Here is a 5,022-nt window from a genome sequence, read left to right as displayed (position 1 = left end):
GACGGCCAGTACGGGGTGTCCGTTGCGGCGGGCGTCGGAGAGCCGCTCCAGAAGCAGCACGCCCACGCCCTCGCTCCACGCGGTGCCGTCCGCCGAGGCGGAGAACGACTTCACGCGGCCGTCGGGCGCGAGGCCGCGCTGCCGGCTGAACTCCACGAAGGGCCGCGGTGTGGCCATCACCGTGGCACCGCCCGCGAGAGCCAGGCTGCACTCGCCCTGGCGCAGGGCCTGGGCGGCCAGGTGCAGGGCCACGAGCGAGGACGAGCAGGCCGTGTCGACCGTGATGGCCGGGCCCTCCAGCCCGAAGGTGTAGGACAGCCGTCCGGAGGCGACACTGCCGGCGCTGCCCGTGCTGAGGTAGCCCTCGTACTCGACCGGTACCGCGGACAGCCGCGAGGCGTAGTCGTCGTACATGGAGCCGACGAACACCCCGGTCCGGCTCCCGCGCAGAGTGGCCGGGTCGATGCCGGCGTGTTCGAAGCTCTCCCAGGCGGTCTCCAGGAGCAGGCGCTGCTGCGGGTCGATCGCGTACGCCTCGCGCGGCGAAACCCCGAAGAACTCGGCGTCGAAGCGGTCGGCATCGTAGAGGAAGCCGCCGTGCCGGGTGTAGCTCTTGCCTGCGCGGGCGGGGTCCGGATCATAGAGGCCGTCGACGTCCCAGTCGCGGTTGGTGGGGAAGGGGCCGATGGCGTCGGTGCCGTCGGCGACGAGCTGCCACAGGTCGTCGGGGGAGCGGGTGTCGCCCGGGTAGCGGCAGGCCATGCCGACGATGACGACCGGGTCGTCCTGGCCGCCGCCGGAGCCGGCCGCGGATCCGTGCGCGGCCGGCTGCACGGACCGGGCCGCGGCCTCCCCGGCGATCCTGCCGAGTTCGGCGACGAGGAAGTCCGTGAGCGCGCCGGGCGTGGGGTGGTCGAAGACGGCGGTCGCGGGAACGGCGACACCGCTGTCCGAGGCCAGCCTGCGCCGCAGCTCCATGCCGGTCAGGGAGTCCATGCCCAGCTGGATGAACGGCCCGCTGTCGTTGACCGCGGAGGGTCCCGCGAGGCCGAGGACGGCGGCGACCGTGGTCCGTACGAGGTCCAGCGCGGCCCGGCGGCGCTCGGCCGGGGCGAGCGCGGCGGTGCGCTCCGCCCAGGAGGAACCGGCGGCCGCGGCGGCCCGGCGGCGCGGCGCGCGGACCAGGGTGCGCAGCAGGGCCGGGGCCGTCGCCGCCGGGTCGCGCAGCGCCCGGAGGTCCAACTCGATCGGCACCAGTTCCGGTTGACCGGCGCCGAGAGCGGCGTCGAACAGCTCCATGCCGCGTTCGGGGGTCAGCGCGAGGATGCCCTTGTCGGCCCACCTCCTCATGTCGGAGTCCGAGAACTGGGCGGCCATGCTGCCGGTGCTCGTGTCCCAGAGTCCCCAGGCGAGGCTGGTGGCGGGGAGGTTGTGGTGGTGGCGGTGGTGGGCGAGGGCGTCGAGGTAGGTGTTGGCGGCGGCGTAGTTGGCTTGGCCGGGGTTTCCGATGAGTCCGGCGATGGAGGAGAAGAGGATGAAGTGGGTGAGGTTGTGGTGGGTGGTGAGTTCGTGGAGGTGGTGGGCGGCGTCGGTTTTGGGGTGGAGGACGTGGGTGACGTGGTGGGGGGTGAGGTTGTCGAGGGTGGCGTCGTTGAGGGTGCCGGCGGCGTGGATGACGGTGGTGAGGGGGTGGTCGGTGGGGATGGTGTCGAGGAGTTGGGCGAGTTGGGTTCGGTCGGCGGTGTCGCAGGCGGTGATGGTGATGTGGGCGCCGGCTGCGGTGAGTTCGTCGTGGAGTTGTCGGGCTCCGGGGGCGTCGGGTCCGGTGCGGCTGGTGAGGAGGAGGTGTTTGGCGCCGTGGTGGGTGACGAGGTGGCGGGCGAGGATGTGGCCGAGTCCGCCGGTGCCGCCGGTGATCAGGACGGTGCCTTCCGGGTCCAGGGGGGTGGCCGGGACGGTGGGGGCGGGGGCGGTTTCGAGGCGGGGGGTGTGAAGCCGGTTGTTGCGGAGGACGAGTTGGGTGTCGGGAGCGTCGGCCGCGGTGTGTGCCGCTGTGGTGAGGCTGTCGGTGTCGTCGATGTCGAGGAGGGTGATGCGGCCCGGGTACTCGTTCTGTGCGGTGCGGACGAGGCCGGTGAGGGCCGAGGCGGGCAGGTCGAGGATGTCCTCGTCGGTGGTGAGGGCGGTGGCGCCGCGGGTGAGGACGATGATCCGGGTGGAGTCGAGTGCGGCGTCGGTGAGGAGTTCCCGGAGTACGGCCAGGGTGTCCTGGACTGCTCCGTGTACATCGGTGAAGCTCTCCGACAGGGCTATGAAGGACGGAAGTTGCGCGCCGTCGCCCAAAGCCGTCCGTAGTTCGGCGACGTCGGCGTACGTGTCGCCCGAGACGGCCGCGGCCAGCCCGTGCGGATCGGACCCCAGCACCGCCCAGGAACCGGCGGCGCCGCCCGAGGCCGCCGCGAACGGCTTCCACGCCATGCGGTAGAGCCCGTCCTGCTTGCCACCCGGGTCCTGCAGGTCACCGGCCGGCCGCAGGGTGATCTCGTCGACGGTCAGGACACGCCGGCCGTCGGTGTCCGTGGCCGTCAGCGAGGCGGCGCTCGTGCCGTTCGGCACCAGGCGCACCCGCAGCGCGGTCGCGCCCGCCGTGTGCAGCGTGACCCCGTTGAACGAGAACGGGACGTTCACCTCGTCGGAGTCCTCGATCAGCAGGCCGTGGAGTGCGGCGTCCAGCACCGCGGGGTGCAGGGCGAACGCGGCGTCGTCGATGCCCTCCTGCACCACGACCTCGGCATATGTCTCCGTGCCGCGTCTCCATGCGCGCCGCAGCCCCTGGAAGGCGGGGCCGTAGGTGTATCCGCGTTCGGCGAGCCGGGCGTAGAGGTCGCCGACCGCCAGCTCGGTCGCGCCCTCCGGCGGCCAGACGACGGCGTCCGGTGCCGGGACCGGGCCGGCCTCGCAGAGAACACCCGAGGCGTGCCGGGTCCATTCCGCGTCGGTCGCCCTCTCGGGGCGGGAGTGGACGGTGACGGACCGGGAGCCCGACTCCTCTGCGCCGAGCGCGACCTGGAGGTGGACACGGCCTTCCTCTGCAATGGCCAGCGGTGCTTCCAGGACCAGCTCCTGGAGCCGGTCGTAGCCGCAGCGCTCGCCCGCCGCGAGAGCCATCTCGACCAAAGCGGTACCGGGCAGCAGAACGGTTCCGGCGACCGCGTGATCGGCCACCCACGGGTGGGTGCCGCGCGAGACGCGGCCCGTGAACAGCAGTCCTTCCCCGCCGGCGAGGCTGGTCACCGCACCCAGCAGCGGGTGCTCCGCCGGGGTGAGCCCCAGACTCGCCACGTCCTCGGCCGTGGCCGGGCTGTTGAGCCAGTACCGGGTGCCCTGGAAGGCGTACGTCGGCAGCAGCACCCGACGCGCACCCGGGAAGAGGCCCTCGGCGTCCAGTGCCGCACCCCGTACGGCCGCCTCGCCGAGGGCGACGGCGAGCGTCCGCACCTCGGAGCGCCCCTTGCGCAGGGCGGCGACGGCCGTCACCGCTCCCTGCGCCTCCTCGCCCAGGCAGGCCCGGGTCATCGCGGTGAGTACGGCGTCGGGTCCGAGTTCGAGGTATGTGGTGACGTTGTGGTGGTGGAGGTGTTGGACGGCGTCGTTGAAGCGGACGGTGTGGCGGAGGTGTTGGACCCAGTAGTCGGGGTTGGTGAGTTGTTCGGTGGTGGCGGGTTTGCCGGTGAGGTTGGAGATGATCGGGATGGTGGGGGCGTGGTAGGTGAGGGTGGCTGCGGTGGTGCGGAATTCGTCGAGGATGCCGTCCATGTGGGGTGAGTGGAAGGCGTGGCTGACGTTGAGTTGTTTGGTGCGTCGGCCGTTGTTGCGCCAGGTGGTGGCGAGTTGGTGGGCTGCGTCGTGGTCGCCGGTGATGACGGTGGAGTGGGGGGTGTTGACGGCGGCGATGTCGAGGTGTCCGTGGTGGGTGGGGAGGGTGTCGCGTATTTCGGTTTCGGTGGCTTCGATGGCGATCATGGCGCCGCCGGCGGGTGCGGACTGCATCAGGCGGCCGCGGGTGGCGACGAGTTTGCAGGCGTCGTCGAGGGAGAGCACCCCCGCGACGTGCGCCGCGGTGAGTTCGCCGAGGGAGTGTCCGACCAGGTGGTCGGGGGTCAGTCCGTAGTGCTCCACCAGCCGGAACAGGGCGACTTCCGTGGCGAAGAGCGCCGCCTGGGTCCACATGGTCTGGTGCAGGGGTGACGCCGGGTCCTCGTCGCCGAAGAGCAGGTCCTTGAGAGGGGTGGACTCCTGGAGGTGCCGGTCCAGGTGGGCGCAGACCTCGTCGAGGGCGCGGGCGTAGACGGGGTGCGTCTCGTACAGCTCCCGGCCCATGCCGGGCCGCTGACTGCCCTGCCCCGTGAACAGGAACGCCGTCCTGCCTCCGTCGCGTCCGCCCCGCGGGCCGACGATCACGTCCGGGGACTCCTCGCCGGCGGCCAGCGCGCCGAGCGCACGAAGGTACCCGTCCCGGTCCTCCGCCACCACCGCCGCCGCATGGGCCGGGAGGGCGGGCACCTCTGCCAGTGACCGGCCGATGTCCGCGAGCGCGACCGGGCTCTCCTCCTGACCCAGCACCCGATCGGGCTGCGCCGTGCGCTCGGAGACGAAGGCCAGCAGCCGCCCCGCCTGGGCCCGCAGGGCCGCCTCCGTGTGGCCCGACAGCAGCCAGGGAGCCATCGGCACGGCTTCGGGGGCCTCGGCGGCGGGCTCGGGCTCGGTTGCGGGGGCCTGTTCGAGGACGACGTGGGCGTTGGTGCCGCTGATGCCGAAGGAGGACACACCCGCCCGGCGCGGCCGGTCCGTCTCCGGCCAGGGGGTCGCCTCCGTCAGCAGGGACACCGCCCCCCTGCTCCAGTCCACGTGCGAGGTCGGCCGGTCCACGTGCAGGGTCCGGGGGAGGAGGCCGTGGCGCATGGCCATGACCATTTTGATGACGCCGCCGACGCCGGCGGCGGCTTGGGAGTGGCCGATGTT

General features: G+C 72.5%; 1 protein-coding gene. It reads right to left on the bottom strand.

The window, feature by feature from the left end; translation table 11 throughout:
• Window positions 1–5,022: type I polyketide synthase (locus tag ACZ6JS_RS35465; RefSeq protein WP_469304212.1), on the bottom strand; the 5,022-nt coding region annotated here is incomplete at both ends.

The sequence above is a fragment of the Streptomyces sp. NPDC046349 genome (genome assembly GCF_055587885.1).
Note: the sequence above shows the minus strand (reverse complement) of the source record. Positions and strands in the feature narration are given on the sequence as shown.